Origin of the sequence: Pseudomonas palleroniana (genome assembly GCF_022836895.1) — a bacterium.
In the GTDB taxonomy this organism is placed as follows: Bacteria; Pseudomonadota; Gammaproteobacteria; order Pseudomonadales; family Pseudomonadaceae; genus Aquipseudomonas; species Aquipseudomonas palleroniana.
Genome location: NZ_CP092411.1, coordinates 2,139,623 through 2,161,954, shown reverse-complemented (window position 1 = coordinate 2,161,954; position 22,332 = coordinate 2,139,623). Strand labels below are relative to the sequence as shown.

Sequence of the window (22,332 nt, the reverse complement as noted above, 5' to 3'; positions counted from 1 at the left end):
TGGGAGGGGGCTTGCTCCCGATAGCGGTGGGTCAGCGAAAACTGGATTGGCTGACACTCCGTCATCGGGAGCAAGCCCCCTCCCACACTGGATTGATGTCGGGCTTTAGAAGGCGTCGCCGGGGATGCGCACGTAGCCTTCCATCAACACGCGTGCACTGCGGCTCATGATGGCTTTCTTGACGACCCATTCACCCTCTACCTGGCTGGCCTCGGCGCCCACGCGCAACGTGCCGGACGGATGCCCGAAGCGCACCGCATTGCGCGCCACGCCGCCGGCCGCCAAGTTGACCAAGGTGCCGGGAATCGCCGCCGCCGTGCCAATCGCCACCGCCGCCGTGCCCATCATTGCGTGATGCAACTTGCCCATCGACAGCGCGCGCACCAGCAGGTCTACATCGGCAGCCTTGATCGCCTTGCCGCTGGATGACACGTAATCCGCAGGCTTGGCCACAAACGCAACCTTCGGCGTGTGTTGGCGTTGAGCGGCCTGCTCCAGGTTCTCGATCAGCCCCATGCGCAGCGCGCCGTAGGCCCGCACGGTCTCGAACATCGCCAGGGCTTTCGGGTCGCTGTTGATCGCGCCTTGCAGCTCGGTGCCGGTGTAGCCAAGATCTTCGGCGTTGATGAAGATCGTCGGGATACCGGCATTGATCAACGTCGCCTTGAAGGTGCCGACACCCGGCACCTCCAGGTCGTCGACGAGGTTGCCGGTGGGGAACATCGAACCGCCGCCGCCCTCTTCTTCCGCCGCCGGGTCCATGAATTCCAGCTGGACCTCGGCGGCCGGGAAGGTCACGCCGTCCAGTTCAAAGTCACCGGTCTCCTGCACGGCGCCGTCGGTGATCGGCACATGGGCGATGATGGTCTTGCCGATATTGGCCTGCCACACCCGCACCACGGCCACGCCGTTGTGCGGGATGCGGGCCGGGTCGACCAGCCCGGCGCTGATGGCGAACGAACCCACCGCCGCCGACAGGTTGCCGCAATTGCCGCTCCAGTCGACAAAGGGTTTGTCGATGGAGACCTGGCCGAACAGGTAGTCCACGTCGTGATCGGCGCGGGTACTTTTCGACAAGATGACCGTCTTGCTGGTGCTCGATGTGGCGCCGCCCATGCCATCAATCTGTTTGTCGTACGGGTCGGGGCTGCCGATCACCCGTAGCAGCAAGGCGTCGCGCGCGGCGCCCGGCACCTGCGCCGCTTCGGGCAGGTCCTTGAGGCTGAAAAACACCCCCTTGCTGGTGCCGCCACGCATGTAAGTGGCGGGGATCCTGATTTGCGCTGCGTGTGCCATGGTTATCCTCTTCAGGCGGTGGCCGCCGATTCCAGGAAGTCCTGGGCGAAGCGCTGCAACACGCCGCCCGCCTCGTAGATCGATACTTCTTCGGCGGTGTCCAGGCGGCAAGTCACCGGCACTTCGACACGTTCGCCATTTTTGCGATGGATCACCAGCGTCAGTTGCGCACGCGGGGTGCGTGCACCGACCACGTCATAGGTTTCGCTGCCATCGATGTTCAACGTGTGACGGTCGGTGCCCGGCAGGAACTCCAACGGCAGCACGCCCATGCCCACCAGGTTGGTGCGGTGGATGCGCTCGAAACCCTCGGCGACAATCGCTTCCACACCGGCCAGGCGCACGCCCTTGGCCGCCCAGTCGCGGGAGGAACCCTGGCCGTAGTCGGCCCCGGCAATGATGATCAGCGGTTGCTTGCGCTCCATGTAGGTTTCGATGGCCTCCCACATCCGCGTGACTTTGCCTTCCGGCTCGATGCGCGCCAGGGAGCCCTGCTTGACCTTGCCGTTTTCAACCACCATTTCGTTGAACAGTTTCGGGTTGGCGAAGGTGGCACGCTGCGCGGTCAGGTGGTCGCCGCGATGCGTCGCGTAAGAGTTGAAGTCGACTTCCGGCAGGCCCATTTTCGCCAGGTATTCGCCTGCGGCGCTGTCGAGCATGATCGCATTGGAGGGTGACAGGTGGTCGGTAGTGATGTTGTCCGGCAGCACCGCCAGCGGGCGCATACCCTTGAGCGGCCGCGCACCGGCCAGCGCGCCTTCCCAATACGGCGGGCGACGGATATAGGTGCTTTGCGGGCGCCAGTCGTACAGCGGCGCGACTTTCGGCCCGGTGTCTTCGTGGATGGCGAACATCGGGATATAGACCTGGCGGAACTGCTCCGGCTTGACCGAAGCCTTGACGACCGCGTCGATCTCTTCGTCGCTCGGCCAGATGTCTTGCAGGCGGATTTCCTTGCCCGAGGCATCCAGGCCCAGCACGTCCTTCTCGATATCGAAACGGATGGTGCCGGCAATCGCATAGGCCACCACCAACGGCGGCGAGGCGAGGAAGGCTTGCTTGGCGTACGGGTGAATACGCCCGTCGAAGTTGCGGTTACCCGAGAGCACGGCCGTGGCGTACAGGTCGCGATCGATGATTTCCTGCTGGATCACCGGGTCAAGGGCGCCGGACATGCCGTTGCAGGTGGTGCAGGCAAACGCCACCACGCCGAAGCCGAGTTTTTCCAGTTCATGGCCCAGGCCGGCTTCTTCCAGGTACATGGCCACGGTTTTCGAACCCGGCGCCAACGAAGATTTGACCCAGGGTTTGCGCGTCAGCCCCAGCTTGTTGGCGTTGCGCGCCAGCAGGCCGGCAGCGATCACGTTGCGCGGGTTGCTGGTGTTGGTGCAACTGGTAATGGCCGCAATGATCACCGCGCCGTCGGGCATTTGGCCGGGAACCTCGTCCCACTCGCCGCTGATGCCTTTGGATGCCAGGTCACGGGTCGCCACGCGCGCATGCGGGTTGCTCGGCCCCGCCATGTTGCGCACGACGCTGGACAGGTCAAAGGTCAGGCCACGCTCGTATTGCGCGCTCTTCAGGTCATCGGCCCACAGGCCGGTGTGGCGGGCGTATTGCTCCACCAGGGTGACCTGTTCGTCTTCGCGGCCGGTGAGCTTCAGATAGGCGATGGTCTGTGGGTCGATGTAGAACATCGCCGCCGTGGCGCCGTATTCCGGGGCCATGTTGGAGATGGTCGCACGGTCGCCCAGGGTCAGTGCCGAAGCCCCTTCACCGAAGAACTCCAGCCACGCCCCCACGACCTTTTGTTTACGCAGAAACTCGGTCAGCGCCAGCACCATGTCGGTGGCGGTGATGCCCGGTTGCAGCTTGCCGGTCAGTTCGACGCCGACGCTTTCCGGCAGGCGCATCCATGAGGCGCGGCCGAGCATCACACTTTCGGCTTCAAGGCCGCCGACGCCGATGGCGATCACGCCCAGTGCGTCGACGTGAGGGGTATGGCTGTCAGTACCGACGCAAGTGTCCGGGAACGCCACGCCGTCGCGCACCTGGATCACCGGAGACATTTTCTCCAGGTTGATCTGGTGCATGATGCCGTTGCCTGGCGGGATCACATCGACGTTCTTGAACGCCTTCTTGGTCCACTCGATAAAGTGGAAACGGTCTTCGTTGCGACGGTCTTCGATGGTGCGGTTTTTTTCGAATGCCTGCGGATCATAACCACCGGCTTCGACGGCCAGGGAGTGGTCGACGATCAGTTGGGTCGGCACCACCGGGTTCACCTGAGCCGGATCGCCGCCTTGCTGGGCGATGGCATCGCGCAGTCCGGCAAGGTCGACCAGGGCGGTCTGGCCGAGGATGTCGTGGCATACCACGCGCGCGGGGAACCAGGGGAAATCGAGGTCGCGCCGGCGTTCGATCAACTGGCCCAGGGAAGCGTTGAGGGTGGCCGGGTCGCAGCGGCGCACCAGGTTCTCGGCGAGTACGCGAGAGGTATAAGGCAAGGTGGCGTAGGCGCCGGGCTTGATTGCATCGACTGCCGCACGAGCGTCGAAGTAATCCAGGCGACTGCCGGGTAGCGGTTTGCGAAACTCAGTGTTCATCGTCAGGACTCGGTCACGGTGGCTACAAAAGGAGAACCGGCGTGCATCCGGAATTGGAATGAGATCCAAATGTGGGAGCGGGCTTGCTCGCGAAAGCGGACTGTCAGTCGATACATCTGTAGCTGACCGCTATCGGGAGCAAGCCCCCTCCCACATTTGATCCGGTTACCCATTCAGGACCGCCAATCTCCCATTCAGCGACGTTCGATTGGCACGAACTTGCGCTGTTCGACGCCTATGTATTCGGCGCTTGGACGGATGATGCGGTTGTTGGCACGCTGCTCGAACACATGCGCGGCCCAGCCGGTCAGGCGCGAGCAGACGAAGATCGGGGTGAACAACTTGGTCGGGATCCCCATGAAGTGGTAGGCCGAGGCATGGTAGAAGTCGGCGTTGGGAAACAGCTTCTTCTGATCCCACATGGTCTTGTCGATGGCTTCGGACACCGGGAACAACACGGTGTCGCCCACTTCGTCAGCCAGCTTTTTCGACCAGCCCTTGATCACTTCATTACGCGGGTCGCTGTCTTTGTAGATCGCGTGGCCGAAGCCCATGATCTTGTCCTTGCGCGCCAACATGCCGAGGGTGCCTTCGACGGCCTCCTGCGCAGACGAAAAACGCTCGATCATTTCCATCGCAGCTTCGTTGGCCCCCCCGTGCAGCGGGCCGCGCAACGAACCGATGGCCGCCGTGACGCAGGAATACAGGTCGGACAGGGTCGACGCACATACGCGGGCAGTGAAGGTCGACGCGTTGAATTCATGCTCTGCATACAGGATCAGCGACACGTTCATCACTTTGACGTGCAGGTCGCTGGGCTTCTTGCCGTGCAGCAGGTGCAGGAAGTGACCACCGATGGTCGGCTCATCCGTCACGCAGTGGATGCGTTGGCCGTCGTGGCTGAAGCGATACCAGTAGCACATGATCGCCGGGAAAGCAGCGAGCAGGCGGTCGGTGACGTCGTGCTGCACGCTGAAATCCTTCTCCGGCTCGATATTGCCCAGGAACGAGCAACCGGTGCGCATCACGTCCATCGGATGGGCATCGGCGGGGATACGCTCCAGCACTTCCTTGAGGGCTTGCGGCAGGTCGCGCAGCTTGCTCAACTTGGCGCTGTAGGCGGCCAATTCGGCTTTGCTCGGCAACTCGCCGTACAGCAGCAGGTAGGCGACTTCTTCAAACTGTGCCTCGGCGGCCAGCTCGCGCACATCGTAGCCGCGATAGGTCAGGCCGGCACCGGCCTGGCCCACGGTGGACAGTGCGGTCTGCCCGGCGACCTGGCCACGCAGGCCGGCGCCACTCAGTACTTTTGCTTCAGCCATGTTCGTTCTCCAATCTTGAATTTATTAGGGAGGCATGCCGCGTTACTTTTTCGCGGCAAACAACGCGTCGAGCTTTTGCTCGAAGGTGTGGTAATCGATGCGATCGTAAAGCTCCATGCGGGTTTGCATGGTGTCGATCACGTTCTGTTGGGTACCGTCGCGACGGATCGCGGTGTAAACGTTTTCGGCGGCCTTGTTCATGGCGCGGAAGGCCGAGAGCGGGTACAGCACGATGGAAACATCGGCAGATTTCAACTGTTCGGTGGTGTACAGCGGCGTCGCGCCGAACTCGGTAATGTTAGCCAGGATCGGGGCCTTCACACGGGAGGCGAACAGCTTGTACATCTCCAGCTCAGTGATGGCTTCCGGGAACACCATGTCGGCACCGGCCTCGATACAGGCGGCGGCACGTTCCAGGGCGGACTCCAGACCTTCCACCGCCAGCGCGTCGGTGCGCGCCATGATCACGAAGCTGTCGTCGGTGCGCGCGTCCACGGCGGCCTTGATGCGGTCAACCATTTCCTGCTGGGACACGATTTCTTTATTCGGACGATGGCCGCAGCGCTTGGCGCCCACCTGGTCTTCGATATGGATGGCCGCCGCGCCGAACTTGATCATCGACTTGACGGTGCGCGCCACGTTGAACGCCGAGGACCCGAAACCGGTGTCCACGTCCACCAGCAGCGGCAAGTCGCACACATCGGTGATGCGGCGCACGTCGGTCAGCACGTCATCCAGGCCGGTAATCCCCAGGTCCGGTACGCCCAGGGAACCTGCAGCCACCCCGCCACCCGACAGGTAGATCGCCTTGAAGCCGGCGCGCTTGGCCAGCAGCGCGTGGTTGGCGTTGATCGCGCCGACCACCTGCAAAGGCTGTTCGCTGGCGACCGCGTCACGGAAACGCTGGCCTGGAGTGCTGTTGTTAGTGGAACTCATGACTCACCTCGTTAGGGGGTAGTGTCTGGAAAGTGACGGGCGATGTTGCGTTTGGAGGCACCGATATGACGGCGCATCAACAACTCCGCCAGTTCACCGTCACGATCGGCGATCGCGTCAAGAATGCGGTGATGCTCGGCAAAAGCCTGGCGTGGACGATTGGGCGTCGCGGAGAACTGGATGCGGTACATGCGCACCAACTGGTACAGCTCGCCGCAGAGCATTTGGGTCAGGGTGCGGTTGCCGGCGCCCTGGATGATCCGGTAATGAAAGTCGAAGTCGCCTTCCTGCTGGTAATAACCGAGGCCGGCCTGGAAGGCTTCGTCGCGTTCATGGGTGTGCAGTACCTGGCGCAACTCCTCGATTTCGGCGTCGGTCATGCGCTCGGCGGCCAGGCGACAGGCCATGCCTTCGAGGGACTCGCGGATTTCGTAGAGTTCGATCAGCTCGGCATGGCTCAGGGACACCACCCGGGCGCCGACATGCGGCACACGCACCAGCAGGCGCTGGCCTTCCAGACGGTGGATCGCCTCACGCAGCGGGCCACGACTGATGCCGTAGGTGCGCGCCAGTTCCGGTTCGGAGATCTTACTGCCGGGGGCGATCTCACCCTTGACGATGGCGGCCTGGATACGCCGGAAGACGTTCTCGGACATGGTCTGGGAATCGTCTTGCGCCATCACTGGGCTTTCCAGTTGATCCAGCATATTGTCGACACCTTTAAAAGCAATGCCGCAAAAACTAGCTAATCAGCCCCTGATAGTCAAAGAATAAATACACATTGTCGACAATCGTCTAATAACCCTGCCGCACCTTCCAGGGGCATGGCCGCCTGCCAGCGCTGGCGTCGCAAAAGCATCATGTTAGAATGCCCGCCGCTTTCGCCTGACATCTCCTGATGAAACGGCGCACGAGGGAGTTTGCGCAGCAATGCCAGTCGCCTTGAATTGAACATCGCATGGCACCGCCTCAGGATTTATGAGACTCAAGCCCTTCCTTCTATTGATTTGCCTGATGTGCGTATCGGGTCTTGGCGCTGGCGCCGAGAAGACCGTGTATGGCCTGAATGAATACGCCAAGCTGACCGGGATCGACCTGGAAGTGGCGGCCAAACTCGATACCGGCGCCAAGACCGCGTCGCTCAGCGCCCGCGATATCAAGCGCTTCAAGCGCAATGGCGAGTCCTGGGTGCGCTTTTACCTGGCTATCGACACCGCCCATTCCCACCCCATCGAACTGCCCCTGGCCCGCGTCAGCAAGATCAAGCGCCGCGCCGGTGACTACTCACCCGATGAGGACAAACACTACACCGCCCGCCCGGTGATAGCCCTGGATGTCTGCATGGGCACCACGATACGCAGCATCGAAGTGAACTTGACTGACCGCAGCGCATTCCAATATCCGCTGCTGATCGGCTCCGAAGCGTTGAAACGCTTTGATGCGCTGGTCGACCCCAGTCTCAAATACGCAGCGGGCAAACCTGCCTGCGCCGCCGACGCTTATACCGCCGAGTAAACCGAATGCGCTCTCTGACCCTGCACCTGAAAATCCTGATCACCATTCTGGTGGTGCTGGGTATTTCGGTCACCGCCTACCAGATTTTCGTGTTGGGTATCCCGGTGACCGAGGACGCCACTGACGACTTGTGGAACATCGACGCCAAGGTCGAGTTCGTCGCCAACCCCAAGGACCCGGTCAAAATCTCGATGTTCGTGCCGCCGCTGAGCCGCGACTTCGTCAGCCTCAATGAAAGCTTCATCTCGAACAACTATGGGGTGAGCGTCAACCGTACCGATGGCAACCGCAAGGTGACCTGGTCGGCACGCCGGGCCAAGGGCAAGCAAACCCTGTACTACCGCCTGGTGCTGACCAAGCGCTACAGCGGCGAAAAGCTCAAGGTCAAGGGCCCGACCTTCCGCGACAGCATTGCCGTGGAAGGCCCGGAAAAGATCGCCGCCGAAGCCTTGCTCGCGCCGATCCGCCAGCACTCGGCCGACGTCGAGACGTTTATCGGCGAGGCCATCAAGCGCACCAACAACCTCAACGACGATAATGTGAAGCTGCTGCTGGCCGGCGACCCGTCGACACCGCACAAGGCCAAGATCGTCGAGCTGCTGCTGTCGATTGCCCACGTGCCGATCGAAAAGGTGCACACCCTGCGCCTAGTGGCCGACCAACCGCAGACCCCGGAGCTGTGGCTGCGCAGTTTCAATGGCAATGACTGGCTGTACTTCAACCCGGAAACCGGCGAACAGGGCCTGCCGGCCGACCGCCTGCTGTGGTGGACCGGCGATGAAAACCTGATCACGGTAGAGGGTGGCAAGAAAGCCGCCGTGACCTTCAGCCTGAACAACAGCGAAATGAACGCCATTCGCCTGGCCAAGCTGACCGATGAGAACACCGACGCCAACTTCCTCGAATACTCACTGTACGGGCTGCCGCTGCAAACCCAGCAGACCTTCATGATCATGGTGATGATCCCGATCGGCGTGCTGGTGATCCTGATCCTGCGCAACTTGATCGGCCTGCAGACCCTGGGCACCTTTACCCCGGTGCTGATCGCCCTGGCGTTCCGCGAGACGCAGCTGGGCTTCGGTATTGTGTTATTCACCATCATCACGGCGCTGGGCCTGTCGCTCAGGTCGTACCTGGAACACTTGAAACTGCAGATGCTGCCCAGGCTGTCGGTGGTGCTGACCTTCGTGGTGGTGCTGATCGCGGCCATCAGCCTGTTCAGTCACAAGCTAGGGCTGGAACGCGGGCTGTCGGTGGCACTGTTCCCGATGGTGATTCTGACCATGACCATCGAACGCCTGTCGATCACCTGGGAAGAGCGCGGCGCCACCCATGCATTGAAAGTGGCGATCGGCACACTATTCGCCGCAACCCTGGCGCACCTGATCATGAGCGTGCCGGAACTGATCTACTTTGTGTTCACCTTCCCGGCGATCCTGTTGATCCTGGTCGGTTTCATGCTGGCCATGGGGCGCTATCGCGGCTACCGCCTGACCGAACTGGTGCGTTTCAAGGCCTTCCTCAAGGCTGATTCATAATGTTCGGCTTCTGGAAAACCTGGAAGGCCCTGGAGGCGCGGGGGATCATGGGCATCAACCGGCGTAACGCCGACTATGTGCTCAAGTACAACAAGCGCAGCCTGTATCCGATTGTGGATGACAAGATCATCACCAAGGAGCGCGCTATCGCCGCCGGCATCCATGTGCCGGAAATGTACGGGATCATTTCCACCGAAAAGGAAATCGACAAGCTCGACGAGATCCTCGATGGGCGCAGCGACTTCGTGATCAAGCCGGCCCAGGGCGCCGGCGGTGACGGCATCCTGGTAGTGGCGGACCGCTTTGAAGGGCGCTATCGCACGGTATCCGGCAGGTTGCTGACCCATGAGGAAATCGAACATCAGATTTCCAGCATCCTCACCGGCCTGTATTCCCTGGGTGGCCACCGCGATCGCGCCTTGATCGAATACCGCGTGGTGCCCGACCAGATCTTCAAAAGCATCAGCTACGAAGGCGTGCCGGATATCCGCATCATCGTGCTGATGGGCTACCCGGTCATGGCCATGCTGCGCTTGCCCACTCGCCAGTCGAGCGGCAAGGCCAACCTGCACCAGGGCGCGATCGGCGTCGGCGTCGACCTGGCGACCGGCGTGACCCTGCGCGGTACCTGGCTGAACAACATCATCACCAAACACCCCGATACCACCAATGCCGTGGACGGTGTGCAACTGCCCTACTGGGACGGTTTCATGACACTCGCCGCCAGCTGCTATGAGTTGTGCGGGCTGGGTTATATCGGCGTGGACATGGTGCTGGACCAGGAAAAAGGCCCGCTGATCCTTGAGCTCAATGCCCGGCCAGGGCTGAATATCCAGATCGCCAACGACTGCGGCCTGACCCTGCGCACCCATGCGGTAGAGGCGCGGCTGGAAGCATTGAAGTCGGCCGGCGTGACGGAAACCCCGCAGGAGCGGGTGAAAATCGTGCAGGAAATGTTTGGGCATATCCCACCGGTTGAAGGCTAAATGCTGACTTGTTCCGTACACCCACTGCCCTACCGGGCCAACCCCGCCGAGTATTTTGCGGCGATTCGCCACGCGCCTGGGGCCGTGCTGCTGGACAGCGGCCGACCTGCGGCCGAGCGTGGGCGCTATGATCTGCTCAGCGCTTGGCCGCAAGCGACGCTGACGGTATTACCTGACGAACGTGGTGACGGTTTCCTGCAGCGTTTGCGGGAAAACCTTGCGCAACTGGGTCGGGCGGATCTGCCTGCCGGTTATGAACTGCCCTTTACCGGCGGGCTGATCGGCTACCTGAGCTATGACTTTGGTCGGCACCTGGAGCCGATGCCGCACCTTGCGGCGGATGACTTGCACCTGCCGGATGCGCGCTTCGGCCTGTATGCCTGGGCGTTGATCAGCGATCATCAGGCACAAACCAGCCAGCTTGTATTCCATCCGGCATTGGCCGACAGCGAGCAACAACGCTTGATCACGCTGTTCCGCCAACCGGTGGCCGAGCCAGGGGCGCCCTTCACGCTGCTGGGGCCCATGGCGCCCGACCTCAGCGCCGAAGCGTACCGGCAGGCCATCGTGCGCATCCAGGATTACATCCAGGCCGGCGACTGCTACCAGGTCAACTTCACCCAGCGCTTCCGGGCCTCCTGCGCTGGCGACCCGTGGATCGCTTATTGTGCGCTGCGCCAAGCCTGCCCAACGCCCTTCTCCGGCTTCCAGAGCCTGCCGGACGACGGCGCGGTACTGAGCCTGTCGCCCGAACGTTTTGTGCACATCAGCGAGCGCCGGGTCGAAACCCGCCCGATCAAAGGCACGCGCCCCCGCGGCTTGACGCCCGAAGACGACGCCGCCAACGCCGCCGAGTTGCTGGCCAGCCCCAAGGACCGTGCCGAAAACCTGATGATCGTCGACCTGTTGCGCAACGACCTCGGCCGCACCTGCCGCATCGGCTCGGTGAAAGTACCGGAGTTGTTCAGCCTGGAAAGTTACCCCAACGTGCATCACTTGGTGAGCAGCGTCACAGGGGTGCTGGCCGACGACAAAGACGCCCTCGACCTGATCGCCGGCAGCTTCCCCGGCGGCTCCATCACCGGCGCCCCGAAGATCCGCGCCATGCAGATCATCGACGAACTGGAACCGACGCGGCGCGGTTTGTACTGCGGTTCGCTGATGTACCTGGACGTGCGTGGCGAGATGGACAGCTCCATCGCCATCCGCAGCCTGCTGGTCAAGGACGGGCAGGTGTGCTGCTGGGGCGGCGGCGGGATAGTCGCTGATTCAGAGTGGGAGGCGGAGTATCAGGAATCGCTGACGAAGGTGCGGGTGTTGCTGCAAACGTTGGAAAACCTTTAGCGTCCCGGCCAACCCAGCGTCTCGAAAGAAAAGATCCCGGCAAGAAAAAATCTGAATCAGAACACCCGTGGACCGGGTGCGAGTTGCAGGTTAGCGTCCAGCTCTGACCGTCCAACCGCCGTCTGTGAAGGATCACATGAAGCGATTAAACACTCGCCAGAAATCATTTCCGAGATTGCATCCCAACCTGACCCCACCTATCATCTCCCAAACTGGGAGGTGTCAGCGATGCGGATAATCGCTCTATCAACCTTACGGGTATTCTGGGAAAGCCACCCAGCGTATAACGATGCCAAAACGCCACTGGTCGAACTGTTTCGTCATATGGAGAAGGCCATTTACCCGACACCCCAAGCACTCAAAGCAGAGCTCAGAACAGCGAGTATTCTCAAAGGTGGTAGGGTTGTTTTCAACGTGGGCGGCAACAAGTATCGAGTGATCATGGCGATCGATTATCAGCGTCAGCTGGGGTTCATACGTTTCGTAGGAACCCACGCGCAGTACGACCAGATCAACGCGGAGACCGTGTGATGAACATCAAACCTATTCATTCTCAGGAAGACCTGACCGCTGCGCTTACGCGTATTGAACAACTCTGGGGAGCTGAAAACGGCTCACCGGCGGGAGACGAGCTGGAAATCCTCGCAATACTCGTCGAAAAATACGAGGCAGAACATTATCCCATGCCGCCTTCCAACCCAGTGGAGGCCATCAGGTTTCGCATGGAACAACTTGGCATGACCGCCCGCGACCTGGAGCCCTTTATCGGCACCAGTGGGCGGGTGTCTGAGGTGCTGAACCACAAGCGTAAGCTCAGCCTGTCAATGATCAAACGCCTGCATGAAGGCTTGCGCATTCCCTATGAGAGTTTGCTGGCAGACGCCTGATCGAGGGTGTCGTTACAGGCTCAACGCCCGATTCGACGCCTTGATAAATTCTTTCTTCAAATCCTCAAACGTATGCACCGCCGGGAACAGCGGGAACTCACGAATCACGTTTTGCGGCGCATGGAATAGAATCCCACGGTCCGCTTCGCCCAGCATGCTGGTGTCGTTGTAGGAGTCACCTGCGGCAATCACGCGGTAGTACAAGCTTTTGAAGGCCAGTACCGACTGGCGCTTGGGGTCTTTCTGGCGCAGTTGGTAGCTCACTACCCGGTCATTTTCATCAGTGATCAGGCGGTGGCACAGCAAGGTCGGGAACCCCAGTTGGCGCATCAGCGGCTGGGAGAATTCGTAGAAAGTGTCTGACAGGATCACCACCTGGAAACGCTCACGCAGCCAGTTGACGAACTCGATGGCGCCGTCCAGGGGCTTGAGCGTGGCGATCACTGCCTGGATGTCGGCGAGCTTGAGCCCGTGTTCGTCGAGGATCCGCAGGCGTTGCTGCATCAGCACGTCGTAGTCGGGAATGTCGCGGGTGGTGGCCCGCAGGGATTCAATACCGGTTTTTTCGGCGAAGGCGATCCAGATTTCCGGAACCAGCACCCCTTCCAGGTCAAGACAGGCAATTTCCACAAGACACTCCCATTGGTTGTTATAAGTTGAGCGAGTACAAGGACTGCCGAACTCTAGCGATTCAAGCCCGTCGCCGCAACGCAGGGTGGATTTGATACCATCACTCCCCTATAGAGCGCTCAGCGCCACTGACCTGTAGGAACCGTCCTGATGAACCAAGCCTTCGACGTCGCCGAACTCGCCGCGACTTATGCCAACAAATCCGCCCAGGATATTCTCAAGCTGGCATTCAGCCAGTTCGGCGATGACCTGTGGATTTCCTTCAGCGGTGCCGAGGATGTGGTGCTGGTCGATATGGCTTGGAAGCTGAACAAGAACGTCAAGGTCTTCAGCCTCGACACCGGCCGCCTGCACCCGGAGACCTACCGGTTCATCGAGCAGGTGCGCGAGTTCTACAAGATCGACATCGAATTGATTTCGCCCGATCAGAGCAAGCTGGAACCTTTCGTCAAGGAAAAGGGCCTGTTCAGCTTCTACAAGGACGGCCATGGCGAATGCTGCGGCGTGCGCAAGATCGAGCCGCTGCGCCGTAAACTCGCCGGCGTGAGCGCCTGGGCCACCGGCCAGCGTCGCGACCAGAGCCCCGGCACCCGCAGCCAGGTGGCGGCGCTGGAAATCGATAGCGCGTTTTCCACACCGGAGCGCACCCTGTACAAGTTCAACCCGCTGGCGCAGATGACCAGCGAGGAGGTCTGGGGTTACATCCGCATGCTGGAGCTGCCGTACAACAGCCTGCATGAGCGCGGTTTCATCAGCATCGGCTGCGAGCCCTGCACCCGCCCCGTACTGCCTAACCAACATGAGCGCGAAGGCCGCTGGTGGTGGGAGGAGGCAACCCAGAAGGAATGCGGGCTGCATGCGGGGAATATCATCAGCAAGGCATGAAGCTGAGGCTGTAAAAAGACTGTGGGAGGGGGCTTGCTCCCGATAGCGGTGGTTCAGCCAGATTACTGGTTACTGACACATCGCTATCGGGAGCAAGCCCCCCTCCCACATTTGTTTTGTGTTACCCATGAAAATGTACACATAGATGTAACGATCGGTGCCATTTATGTGTGCATCTTTTTCGTCACAGCACCAAAACGTAACACCCGCGCCCTTGCATTATTTTGCTCGGAATCAGCTTCGCGCTGCCTGCAAAAATAAATACCTGTTCAAATGGTCAATTTATATCTATTAAAATTCAGTTAGTTATCAAAAATCCTTATAAAAACGAAATTAGACAGCCGTTTAATAGATCGAAAACTGGCACGCATGTGGCTTAAGGTGAAATAGGTTTTGTATACAATAAATACAAATCATACATACACTTTGCCATCCGCGGCTCGATCGCAGATGCGCTGGAGCCTGCCGGAATGCGTACAAGTCTTTCGAATAACATCGCACTGGATCTGCCCTCCTCCGCCCTGACCCCCGAGGCTACAAGCCCTGGCCCCCTGGTGCTCAGCCCGCGCCTGCACAACAAAGACCTGGCACCCACCAAGCGCGAAGGCCGGCGCTGGGGGCGCTACAGCATTTTTGCGCTGTGGACCAACGATGTGCACAACATCGCCAACTATTCATTTGCCATCGGCCTGTATGCGCTGGGGCTCGGCGGCTGGCAGATCCTGTTATCCCTGGGTATCGGCGCGGCACTGGTGTACTTCTTCATGAACTTGTCGGGGTTTATGGGGCAGAAGACCGGTGTGCCGTTTCCGGTGATCAGCCGTATCAGCTTCGGTATTCATGGCGCACAGATTCCCGCGTTGATTCGCGCGGTCATTGCAATTGCCTGGTTTGGTATCCAGACCTACCTGGCGTCGGTGGTTTTCCGCGTGTTGCTATCGGCGATTCATCCAGGCTTTGCCGACTATGACCACAACTCGATCCTCGGCCTGTCCACCCTGGGCTGGGTGTGTTTCGTGACGATCTGGTTCGTGCAGTTGGCGATCCTGGCGTACGGCATGGAAATGGTGCGTCGCTACGAAGCCTTCGCCGGGCCGGTGATCCTGGTGACCGTGGCCTCATTGGCCGGTTGGATGTATTTCCAAACCGCAGGTGATATCGCCTGGTCGATCCGCGAGCCGCTGAGCGGCGGCGAGATGTGGCGCAATATCTTTGCCGGCGGCGCGTTGTGGCTGTCCATCTATGGCACGCTGATCCTTAACTTCTGCGACTTCGCCCGCTCTTCACCGTGCCGCAAGACCATCCTGGTGGGCAACTTCTGGGGCTTGCCGGTGAACATCCTGGTATTCGCGGCGATCACCGTGCTGCTGTGCGGCGGCCAATTCCAACTCAATGGCCGCGTGATCGAAAGCCCTACCGAAATCATCGCCGCCATCCCCAATACCTTCTTCCTGGTGCTGGGCTGCCTGGCCTTCCTGATCGTCACTGTGGCGGTGAACATCATGGCCAACTTCGTGGCACCGGCCTTCGTGCTGAGCAACCTGGCGCCCAAGTACCTGAACTTCCGTCGCGCCGGGTTGATCAGCGCCACCGTGGCGGTGCTGATCCTGCCGTGGAACCTCTACAACAGCCCGCTGGTGATCGTGTATTTCCTCTCCGGCCTGGGTGCGCTGCTGGGGCCGTTGTACGGAGTGATCATGGTCGATTACTGGCTGATCCGTAAAAGCCGGGTGGATGTGCTGCAGCTGTACAGCGAAGATCCCAACGGTGCTTATTACTACAGCCACGGGATCAATTTGCGCGCAGTGGCGGCGTTTGTGCCTGCGGCGGTGATCGCGATTCTGCTGGCGCTGTTGCCTGGTTTTGCCGGTGTCGCGCCGTTTTCCTGGTTGTTTGGCGCCGGTATTGCAGGGTTGCTGTACCGGTTGATCGCCAAGCGCCAAGCGTTCTACGCCGATGTCAGCGGCGAAAGCATTGCAGTCGATAACGTCAGTCACTAATCAAGGACACTCCATGCGTATCCTCGTGGTCAACGTCAACACCACCGAATCCATCACCGACACCATCGCCCAACAGGCGCGGGCCGTGGCTTCGCCCGGCACCGAGATCGTCGGGCTCACCCCCTACTTCGGCGCAGAATCGGTAGAAGGCAATTTTGAAAGTTACCTGGCGGCCATTGCCGTGATGGATCGAGTGATGGCCTATGACCAGCCGTTCGACGCAGTGATTCAGGCCGGTTACGGCGAGCACGGCCGTGAAGGCTTGCAGGAGTTGCTGAATGTGCCGGTGGTGGACATCACCGAAGCGGCCGCCAGCACTGCGATGTTCCTGGGCCACGCCTATTCAGTGGTAACCACCCTGGACCGCACCGTACCGCTGATCGAAGACCGCCTGAAACTCGCAGGCTTGTACCAGCGTTGCGCCTCAGTGCGAGCCAGTGGCATGGCGGTATTGGAGCTGGAAGAAAACCCGTTGGCCGCGATGGAGGCCATCGTGCGTCAATCGGAACTGGCCATCAGTGAGGACAAGGCCGAGGTGATCTGCCTGGGTTGCGGCGGCATGGCCGGGCTGGACGAACAGATCCGCCGGCGCACGGGCGTACCGGTGGTGGATGGCGTGACAGCGGCGGTGACCATTGCCGAGTCGCTGGTGCGACTGGGGTTGTCGACGTCGAAGATCCGCACCTACGCAACGCCACGGCCGAAGAAAGTGATTGGCTGGCCGGGCCGGTCCTGATGCCCGTCAGTGGAGGCTTAACGCTGTCACTGTGGGAGGGGGCTTGCTCCCCATGGGCCGCGCAGCGGCCCCTGCTTTGGGTTTGAAAGGGCTGGGCCTGCTGCGCAGTCCACCGGGAACAAGCCTCACATTCAAACTGCGCTGAACCTCTGCCCCAGCCCCTGCTCGGCAAACTGCTCGATGATGAAATCCACAAATACCCGGGTCTTGCCGGGCAGCAGTTTGTGTTCGGCGTAATAGAGTGAAATGTTGCCGTCGTCGACGTACCAATCAGGCAGTACCCGCACCACCTCACCGCTGTCGAGGAACGGCACTGCCATCGGCATGCTCACCAACGCAATGCCTAAACCCTGGGCACTGGCGCAGCACGCCGCCTCGGAGTCGCTCATGGTCATGCCCGGCTTGAGCACCAGCGGGCGGTGCTCGCGCTCCCGACTGGTGAGTTGCCAGGAGCGCACGCGGCCTGTCTGCGGCGAACGGATCAAGATGCCGCTGCAGCTCGCCAGATCTTCGGGATGCAAAACGGGCGGGCACTGTGCGAGGTAGGCCGGCGCCGCCACCAACACCCGATGGGCCGGCGTGAGCTTGCGTGCAACCACCCCTTGGGGCAATTCGAATCCACCGCCGATCGCCGCGTCAAAACCCTGGCCGATCAAATCGACTTGGCGGTTATCAAAATGCCAGTCCGGCCTGATATCCGGAAAGCGCTGCATGAACTTGCCCAGCAACGGCACCACGTACCGATTACCGAACACCGTGCCCATGCTGACCTTGAGCGTGCCCACCGGGCGCCCCTGCGCACTGGCCAGGTTGGCCACGGCATTTTGAATGGTGGTGAGGCTGGCGCCGACTTCTTCGAGAAACAGCTGGCCGGCTTCGGTCAAGGTCAGGCGCCGGGTGCTGCGCTGGAACAAGCGCACCCCCAGGCGCGCTTCCAGCTTGGCAACACTTTTGCCCACCGCCGCCGGGGTCAGGCTCAGGTGCCGGGCGGCTTCGGCAAAACTGCCGCCTTCAGCGCTGCGCACAAAGCATTCGATACCGCCAAAGCTCTCCATATCGCCCCACTCTAAACTTTTGGTTTACACAGACTATAGCAATCACGGTCTACCGGGCGCGATGGCCCAGGCCGATACTCGCTTCCAACCACAAGGCATTCCGCCTTGAACAGCTCGGAGATCGACATGACCGCACAAAACCTCAGCGGCAAAGTTGCCTTGATCCAAGGCGGTTCCCGCGGCATCGGCGCCGCCATCGTCAAGCGCCTCGCCGCGCAAGGTGCAGCCGTTGCCTTTACCTACGTCAGCTCGGCCGACAAGGCGCAAGCATTGCAAAACAGCGTGATCAGCGAAGGCGGCAAAGCCTTGGCGATTCATGCCGACAGCGCCGATGCCACGGCGATACGCCAGGCGGTCGACACCACCGTCGCAGCGTTCGGCGGCCTGGACATCCTGGTGAACAACGCCGGTGTGCTGGCCATCGGGCCGCTGGAAGAGTTCAAGCTGGAAGATTTCGACCAGACCCTGGCGATCAACGTGCGCAGCGTGTTTATCGCCACTCAGGCAGCCGCCAAACACATGAAAGACGGTGGCCGCGTGATCAACATCGGCAGCACCAACGCCGAGCGCATGCCGTTTGGCGGTGGCGGGCCGTATGCCATGAGCAAATCCGCGCTGGTGGGGCTGACCAAAGGGCTGGCACGGGACCTAGGGCCGCGTGGCATCACCGTGAACAACGTGCAGCCTGGGCCGGTGGACACCGACATGAACCCGGCGAACAGTGATTTTGCAGATAGTTTGATTGGGTTGATGGCGGTGGGTCGGTATGGGCATGTGGAAGAGATTGCCAGCTTCGTCGCTTATCTTGCGGGGCCGGAAGCCGGCTATATCACAGGCGCCAGTCTGACTATCGATGGTGGTTTCAGCGCTTAAACCACTGTGGGAGGGGGCTTGCTCCCGATGGCGATGTGTCAGTCACTGTATCTGGTGACTGAACCACCGCCATCGGGAGCAAGCCCCCTCCCACAATGACCGCGTTAATCCTTAACTGACTGGCATCAGGGCATGCCCCCTCTCACACTATTTGATCGTGTTTGTTCAGGACATCGGCGGTAGGCCATAGGCGGCGAGATCGAAGTCTGCAAGTTTGCGAATGATCTGGTCAGCATGCTGGTACTTGCTGTCAGCCATGGCTTCATCCGGCACGGCGATGGCGGTCATATGTGCGGCTTTCGCGGCGGTAACGCCGAACGGCGAATCTTCGAATACCAGGCAATCCTCGGGCGCGACGCCCAGGCGGCGGGCGGCGGTGAGGAAGATGTCGGGGGCCGGTTTGGCGGCGCCGACTTCCGGGTCATCGGCCGTGACGATGGTGTCGAACAGAGCAAACCACTCGCGGTGCAGCGTGGTCTTGTGGCCAAACGAATTACGCGACGAACTGGTGCCCACGGCAATCGGAATATGGTGCGCTTTCAAATGCCGCACCAGCGCTTCGGCACCGGGCATGCCCAAAGCTTTGGGGAAACGCTCGCTCATCAGCGGTTCACGGATGGTCAGGAACTGCGCCGGTGTGATCGGCAGGTCCAGCGCCTTGACCACATAATCGGCCAGGTCCTGGGCGCCGCGGCCAATGATGTGCTGCTTGATGCCCCAGTCATAGGTACGGCCGTAGCGTTCGGCGATGATCTGCGTCACTTCGGTGTAGATGCCCTCAGTGTCCAGCAACAACCCGTCCATATCGAATATCACGGCCTTGATCGGACCGACAGCGCTAAGCGGTGCATTCATCACAACAGAACCTGGAGGAAGGACTAAAAGGATTCAGCACAATAACGGCCACGCTTGTCGGCAGGCAACCCTTTGCCATGACCGCCCGCACTGCAACGGCGCAGGGAACGGCAGTGGAGCTGTTCAACCTCGCGGTGTAGATGCGCTTGATCAGGCGGGCTCAGACAGGCAGCCCAAACCGTCCAATGTGGCCTCCACCGCCTGGTCCAGCGGCGTATGAGGTTCCCTGCCCAACACCGCGACCAGGCGTTCGTTGCCCATGCGCAATGGGGTGCGCCAGAGGTAACGCATCTCCTGCATCTCGCGGAAAGTGACGACAAAGGGCGCCGCCAACCTCAACAGCCACCAAGGGAACCGGCCTACGCGAGGTTGCTGACCCGTCCTGCGCAAAACCACGCGCTGGATGGCCTCGCTCATCTGTGTGCCATCGGCATCGACGAAGCCCTCCATGTGAAAACGGGCGAACGCCGCAAGGGTGGCACGGCGCTCAAGCAACTCGACCATCGTGCGCGCCACGTCCGGCAAATAGGCCCACTGATGCAGCACGCCACGCGCGCCCGGATAACTCACTTTGGCGACCGGTTTTCCAGGCTTGATCAGCCCCATGGAAAACCAGTTATTGGACGCACGGGCGCCGAAAAAATCCCCGGCGCGTACGATCAAGACCCGCGCGCCCTGGCGGGAGGCGTCGAGCAAGCGTTGCTCCAGTTGCACACGGATCGCCCCTTTGCGCGTCTGCGGGTGCTGGGGCGCATCCTCATGCGGCAGCGCAAACGCATCCGGCCCGAAGTTATACACCGTGCCCGGCAACACGATAGTCGCGCCCTCGGCAACCGCCGCCGCAATGGTGTTGTCGATCATCGGCAGTACCAGTCCGGCCCAATTGCGATAGCCCGGCGGGTTGACCGCATGGACGATCACCTCGCAACCACGCGCTGCCGCCAGTACTTGCTGCCGATCGAGTGCGTCGCCCTTGAGCCAGGTGAGGCCAGGGTTTCGCCGGCGCGCTTTGTCGACATCCCGGGTCAACGCAAGCACGTCCCAACCCGCCGCTGCCAGTTGCTGCGCGACCTCGCCACCAATGCCACCGGTTGCACCCAATACCAGAACCTTGCTCATCACACTCTCCCACGTTGGTTGGTGAGCGCATTCTGTTCCGGACCCGGCTATAGAGGAATTGCCTAAGCCCCACCAGTCGCTATACATTTATGCATGGCATCGAATATTGGTTGGGAGCTTTACCGGTCGTTCCTGGGTGTACTCAAGGAAGGATCGTTGTCGGGGGCCGCGCGGCTGCTCGGCATCACGCAGCCTACGGTGGGCCGGCATATCGCTGCGCTGGAAACGGCGTTGGACGTGGTGCTGTTCACACGTTCACCGACAGGGCTGCTGCCGACGGCGGTGGCGCATACCTTGCGCGCCCACGCTGAAACCATGGAACGCACCGCCGCCGCCCTCGAGCGCGCCGCCTCCTCCCACGGTGACGAGGTGCGCGGTGTGGTGCGGGTTTCCGCGAGTGAAGTCGTCGGCGTGGAATTGCTGCCACCGATTATCACTCAATTACGCCGTGAACATCCGCACCTGCGGGTCGAACTGGTGCTGACCAACCGCCTCAGCGACCTGCTGCAACTGGAAGCCGATATCGCCGTGCGCATGGTCCGGCCCAGCCAGGAACAACTGCTGGCGCGGCGCGTAGGCCTGATCGAAGTCGGCCTGCACGCCCGTGATGATTACCTGCAACAACGGGGCGTGCCCCTGCACATGCAAGACTTGGCCAACCATTCGGTGATCGGCTTCGACCAGGAAAACGCCTTCATCCGCAGCCTGGCCATCAAGGGCTTCGAACGCAGCGCCTTCGCCCTCTGCAGCGACAGCGACCTGGCACAACTGGCACTGATCCGCGCCGGTGCCGGCATCGGTGGCTGCCAAGTGCAACTGGCCAAGCGCGACCCACGCCTGCAGCGAGTGCTGCCGCAGTTTTTCGCGCTCAAACTGGACACCTGGGTGACCATGCACGAGGACCTGCGCAACAGCCCACGCTGTCGGGTGATGTTTGATGCATTGGTGGCCGGTTTGCAGCGTTACGTACAGCGTTGAGACAGCTTCACTGGTAAAGAATCAGGCTTCCCACATTCCGTGTGCAGAAGCCCCCATGTCCGAAGCCTTCGAAGTCCCCAGCCCCCACGAAAAACACATCGAACACACCACCGAACATGCCCACGGCCGCGGTGACAATTTCGCCAGCCGCATTGCCGTGATGACCGCGCTGATGGCCACCCTCGGCGCCATGCTCAGCTACCAGGCCGGCTCCACCGAAAGCGAAGCGGCAATGGACAAGAACAACGCCGCCATCATCAAGACCGAAGCCGCCAACCAGTGGAATTACTACCAGGCCAAATCCAGCCGGCAAAACCTCGCCGAACTCGCCGCACACATCCCCGGCGTCGACGCGGCGCACTACAACGACGAAGTGCAGCGCTACAAAAGCCAGAAGGAAGAAGTGCGCAAACAAGCCGAAAAACTGGAGGCCACCTCCCGAGAGTGGGATCAGAAATCCGAAGAGGCACTGCACCAGCATCACCGCTGGGCCCAGGCGATGACGGCGATTCAGATCGCGATTTCGTTGGCGGCGATTACCTTGCTCACGCGGCGAGAATGGTTGAAGCGCATGTCCTATGCGGCGGCGGGTGTGGCGGTGGTGCTGGGCAGCCTGGCGTGGTTGCATATCTGACGCCAAGCACGTCCCGATGCGCGGGTATCCGCGCCTGTCAGCCTGGGCGTAAGTGCGGGTATGAAAGTGAAACCTTTGGCTGGCGGATTTCAATCTGCCAGCTGAGCGATTAGAGTGTCGCGCCCCGGGAAATTGGA

The 22,332-nt window shown here is 61.0% G+C and carries 21 protein-coding genes; 12 read left to right on the top strand and 9 right to left on the bottom strand.

Annotated features, from left to right (window positions below; all coding sequences use genetic code 11):
- Positions 1 to 105: 105 nt before the first annotated feature.
- The 5 genes from prpF to MJP36_RS09945 form a co-directional block, all read right to left on the bottom strand.
- The gene (gene prpF / locus MJP36_RS09965; RefSeq protein ID WP_060756236.1) at positions 106 to 1,296 is read right to left on the bottom strand and encodes a 2-methylaconitate cis-trans isomerase PrpF; all 1,191 of its coding nucleotides are present in this window, start codon (positions 1,294 to 1,296) and stop codon (positions 106 to 108) included.
- An 11-nt stretch (positions 1,297 to 1,307) separates the two neighbouring features.
- Complete coding sequence (gene acnD, locus MJP36_RS09960; RefSeq protein WP_244385280.1) at positions 1,308 to 3,902, bottom strand: Fe/S-dependent 2-methylisocitrate dehydratase AcnD; 2,595 nt, start codon at positions 3,900 to 3,902, stop codon at positions 1,308 to 1,310.
- Between the two features lie 194 nt (positions 3,903 to 4,096).
- Positions 4,097 to 5,224, bottom strand: coding sequence for a bifunctional 2-methylcitrate synthase/citrate synthase (gene prpC / locus MJP36_RS09955; protein WP_244385279.1), 1,128 nt, complete (start codon positions 5,222 to 5,224; stop codon positions 4,097 to 4,099).
- A 42-nt stretch (positions 5,225 to 5,266) separates the two neighbouring features.
- Positions 5,267 to 6,160 (bottom strand): methylisocitrate lyase, encoded by an 894-nt coding sequence (gene prpB / locus MJP36_RS09950; RefSeq protein ID WP_060756239.1) that lies wholly within the window; start codon positions 6,158 to 6,160, stop codon positions 5,267 to 5,269.
- 11 nt (positions 6,161 to 6,171) lie between these two features.
- The gene (locus MJP36_RS09945) at positions 6,172 to 6,867 is read right to left on the bottom strand and encodes a GntR family transcriptional regulator (RefSeq protein WP_060756240.1); all 696 of its coding nucleotides are present in this window, start codon (positions 6,865 to 6,867) and stop codon (positions 6,172 to 6,174) included.
- Between the two features lie 271 nt (positions 6,868 to 7,138).
- On the opposite strand from MJP36_RS09945, the gene rloA reads away from it, so the two are divergent.
- From rloA to MJP36_RS09915, 6 genes are all read left to right on the top strand, one after another.
- Entirely contained in the window at positions 7,139 to 7,675 is a 537-nt protein-coding gene (rloA, locus tag MJP36_RS09940) for a retropepsin-like aspartic peptidase RloA (protein WP_090369269.1), read from the top strand.
- Between the two features lie 5 nt (positions 7,676 to 7,680).
- Positions 7,681 to 9,213: an osmotic stress tolerance membrane protein RloB gene (gene rloB / locus MJP36_RS09935; protein WP_060756242.1), complete on the top strand. Its 1,533-nt coding sequence runs from the start codon at positions 7,681 to 7,683 to the stop codon at positions 9,211 to 9,213.
- Positions 9,213 to 10,199, top strand: coding sequence for an alpha-L-glutamate ligase-like protein (locus MJP36_RS09930; protein ID WP_060756243.1), 987 nt, complete (start codon positions 9,213 to 9,215; stop codon positions 10,197 to 10,199). Before rloB ends, MJP36_RS09930 begins: the two co-directional genes overlap by 1 nt.
- A complete protein-coding gene (gene pabB / locus MJP36_RS09925) occupies positions 10,200 to 11,543 on the top strand; it encodes an aminodeoxychorismate synthase component I (RefSeq protein WP_244385278.1) in 1,344 nt (447 codons plus the stop codon). It abuts the gene before it with no gap.
- Positions 11,544 to 11,771: 228 nt separating this feature from the next.
- Positions 11,772 to 12,074 (top strand): type II toxin-antitoxin system HigB family toxin, encoded by a 303-nt coding sequence (locus tag MJP36_RS09920; RefSeq protein ID WP_104994524.1) that lies wholly within the window; start codon positions 11,772 to 11,774, stop codon positions 12,072 to 12,074.
- Entirely contained in the window at positions 12,074 to 12,430 is a 357-nt protein-coding gene (locus MJP36_RS09915) for a helix-turn-helix domain-containing protein (RefSeq protein WP_104994525.1), read from the top strand. Before MJP36_RS09920 ends, MJP36_RS09915 begins: the two co-directional genes overlap by 1 nt.
- A gap of 12 nt (positions 12,431 to 12,442) precedes the next feature.
- Here MJP36_RS09915 and thrH read toward each other — a convergent pair whose 3' ends face one another.
- Positions 12,443 to 13,060 carry a bifunctional phosphoserine phosphatase/homoserine phosphotransferase ThrH gene (thrH, locus tag MJP36_RS09910; RefSeq protein ID WP_244385277.1) on the bottom strand — a complete coding sequence of 206 codons (618 nt, stop codon included), beginning with the start codon at positions 13,058 to 13,060 and terminating at the stop codon, positions 12,443 to 12,445.
- Positions 13,061 to 13,210: 150 nt separating this feature from the next.
- Here thrH and MJP36_RS09905 point away from each other — a divergent pair, with 150 nt between their 5' ends.
- From MJP36_RS09905 to MJP36_RS09895, 3 genes are all read left to right on the top strand, one after another.
- A complete protein-coding gene (locus tag MJP36_RS09905) occupies positions 13,211 to 13,945 on the top strand; it encodes a phosphoadenylyl-sulfate reductase (protein WP_090369257.1) in 735 nt (244 codons plus the stop codon).
- Positions 13,946 to 14,415: 470 nt separating this feature from the next.
- On the top strand, positions 14,416 to 15,945 hold the full coding sequence (locus tag MJP36_RS09900; protein ID WP_244385276.1) for an NCS1 family nucleobase:cation symporter-1: 1,530 nt from the start codon (positions 14,416 to 14,418) through the stop codon (positions 15,943 to 15,945).
- A gap of 13 nt (positions 15,946 to 15,958) precedes the next feature.
- Positions 15,959 to 16,681, top strand: coding sequence for an aspartate/glutamate racemase family protein (locus tag MJP36_RS09895; protein ID WP_060756248.1), 723 nt, complete (start codon positions 15,959 to 15,961; stop codon positions 16,679 to 16,681).
- A 131-nt stretch (positions 16,682 to 16,812) separates the two neighbouring features.
- On the opposite strand, the gene MJP36_RS09890 is transcribed toward MJP36_RS09895, so the two are convergent.
- On the bottom strand, positions 16,813 to 17,736 hold the full coding sequence (locus tag MJP36_RS09890) for a LysR family transcriptional regulator (RefSeq protein ID WP_161549586.1): 924 nt from the start codon (positions 17,734 to 17,736) through the stop codon (positions 16,813 to 16,815).
- Positions 17,737 to 17,862: 126 nt separating this feature from the next.
- Here MJP36_RS09890 and MJP36_RS09885 point away from each other — a divergent pair, with 126 nt between their 5' ends.
- Positions 17,863 to 18,609, top strand: coding sequence for a 3-oxoacyl-ACP reductase family protein (locus MJP36_RS09885; protein WP_244385275.1), 747 nt, complete (start codon positions 17,863 to 17,865; stop codon positions 18,607 to 18,609).
- A 165-nt stretch (positions 18,610 to 18,774) separates the two neighbouring features.
- Here MJP36_RS09885 and MJP36_RS09880 read toward each other — a convergent pair whose 3' ends face one another.
- The gene (locus tag MJP36_RS09880) at positions 18,775 to 19,464 is read right to left on the bottom strand and encodes an HAD-IA family hydrolase (RefSeq protein WP_090369251.1); all 690 of its coding nucleotides are present in this window, start codon (positions 19,462 to 19,464) and stop codon (positions 18,775 to 18,777) included.
- Positions 19,465 to 19,614: 150 nt separating this feature from the next.
- Positions 19,615 to 20,583: an NAD-dependent epimerase/dehydratase family protein gene (locus tag MJP36_RS09875; protein ID WP_244385274.1), complete on the bottom strand. Its 969-nt coding sequence runs from the start codon at positions 20,581 to 20,583 to the stop codon at positions 19,615 to 19,617.
- 93 nt (positions 20,584 to 20,676) lie between these two features.
- Here MJP36_RS09875 and MJP36_RS09870 point away from each other — a divergent pair, with 93 nt between their 5' ends.
- Together MJP36_RS09870 and MJP36_RS09865 are read left to right on the top strand one after the other, a co-directional pair.
- Positions 20,677 to 21,561: a LysR family transcriptional regulator gene (locus MJP36_RS09870; protein WP_244385273.1), complete on the top strand. Its 885-nt coding sequence runs from the start codon at positions 20,677 to 20,679 to the stop codon at positions 21,559 to 21,561.
- 55 nt (positions 21,562 to 21,616) lie between these two features.
- Positions 21,617 to 22,195, top strand: coding sequence for a DUF4337 domain-containing protein (locus tag MJP36_RS09865; protein WP_060756253.1), 579 nt, complete (start codon positions 21,617 to 21,619; stop codon positions 22,193 to 22,195).
- The last annotated feature ends 137 nt before the right edge of the window (positions 22,196 to 22,332 follow it).